Raw genomic sequence first — 1,252 nt, 5'->3', positions numbered from 1 at the left:
CTTCTGACGCCACCGCGCGCCAGTAATCCCCAAGTCATTTGGCATAATGGCCGTCTCACGCCGGCCAGCGAAGCAAGGCCGGCCCCGACTGACCCGCGCCGGCACCGCCATGCCCCCGTGCGCCAGCCCAGCTTTCTTCGCCTTCCATGCCCGCTGCCACCCTCGATCCCAAGCCCGCCGCAGCCGCCCGCCCCGCCGCCCCGCCCTTGCGCCGCCGCATCGCCTGCATGCTCTATGAGGGCGTGCTGCTGTTCGGCGTGCTGAGCGCCTCGACCGCTGTCTACCTGCTGGCGCGGCCGCTGCTGCAGAAGCTTGGCGTGGACGGGCCGCTCGTGATCCAGGTCTGGAGCTTCCTGGTGATGGGCCTGTATTTCACCTGGTTCTGGCAACGCAACGGCCAGACCCTGGCCATGCAGACCTGGCGCATGCGCGTCGAGAACGCCGCCGGCGTGCCGCCGCGCTGGCCGCAGGCGGCGCTGCGCTACGTGCTGGCATGGCTGTGGTTGCCGCCATCGGCGGCGGTCGGCCATATGCTGGGGCTGGTCAAGGGGCCGTTCGTAGGGGTGCTGTGCGCCGGCCTGCTGATCTGGGTTCTGCTGGCGTGGCTGGATCCGCGCCGCCAGTTCCTGCACGACCGCCTGGCCGGCACGCGGCTGACCGACCTGCGCCCGCCCAAGCCATGAGCCTGTCGGCTGCCGGCATCCGCCGCCTTGCGGTGACCTTGCAGGCGGCCGCGGCGCTGGGCATCGCCGCCGGGCTGGTGCAACTGGGCGGCTGGCCATGGCCCGGTGCGGTCGCCGCGGGCGTGGCGACCATCCTCGGCAGCTTCGCCAGCGGCATTGCCTTCGCTTTCGCCCTGAGCGGACGCGGCCTGTGGGTCGGGCGCGGCAATCATCCGCCCGCACCACCGGTTGAACTCGCCGCCACGCGCCGGCCGCTGCGCCTGCCCGAGGCGTTGCGCTGCTTTGCGGCCGAGTGCGTGGCCGTGCTGCGCATGTTCGACTGGCTGCAGCCATTCCGCGCGCACGCGCCCTTTGCCGCACCGATTGACGCCCTGCCCGGCCGCGACGCCCCGCCGGTGCTGCTGGTGCACGGCTACGCCTGCGGGCAGGCCATCTGGCTCGACATGCAGCCAGCGCTGGCCGCGGCCGGCTACCGCTGCGAGGGGATCGAGCTCAAGCCGGTGTTCGGCGACATCGACGACTACGCACGCGCGCTGCTGGCCGCCATGCGGCGCATCACAGCCGAGGCC

1 protein-coding gene is annotated in these 1,252 nt (G+C 72.4%); it reads left to right on the top strand.

Features of this window, described 5'->3' with window-relative positions; translation table 11 throughout:
* The first annotated feature begins 146 nt into the window (after window positions 1–146).
* Window positions 147–683, top strand: a complete 537-nt coding sequence (locus tag CF68_RS14575) for an RDD family protein (protein ID WP_035819930.1) — start codon at window positions 147–149, stop codon at window positions 681–683.
* Window positions 684–1,252 lie beyond the last annotated feature (569 nt).

This window comes from Cupriavidus sp. SK-4, from assembly GCF_000611125.1.
GTDB lineage: Bacteria > Pseudomonadota > Gammaproteobacteria > Burkholderiales > Burkholderiaceae > Cupriavidus > Cupriavidus necator.
Note: the sequence above shows the minus strand (reverse complement) of the source record. Positions and strands in the feature narration are given on the sequence as shown.

What these genes read in the sequence shown, in the direction of transcription:
- CF68_RS14575 (WP_035819930.1), top strand. Translation starts at nt 147, where the DNA reads ATGCCCGCTGCCACCCTCGATCCCAAGCCCGCCGCAGCCGCCCGCCCC.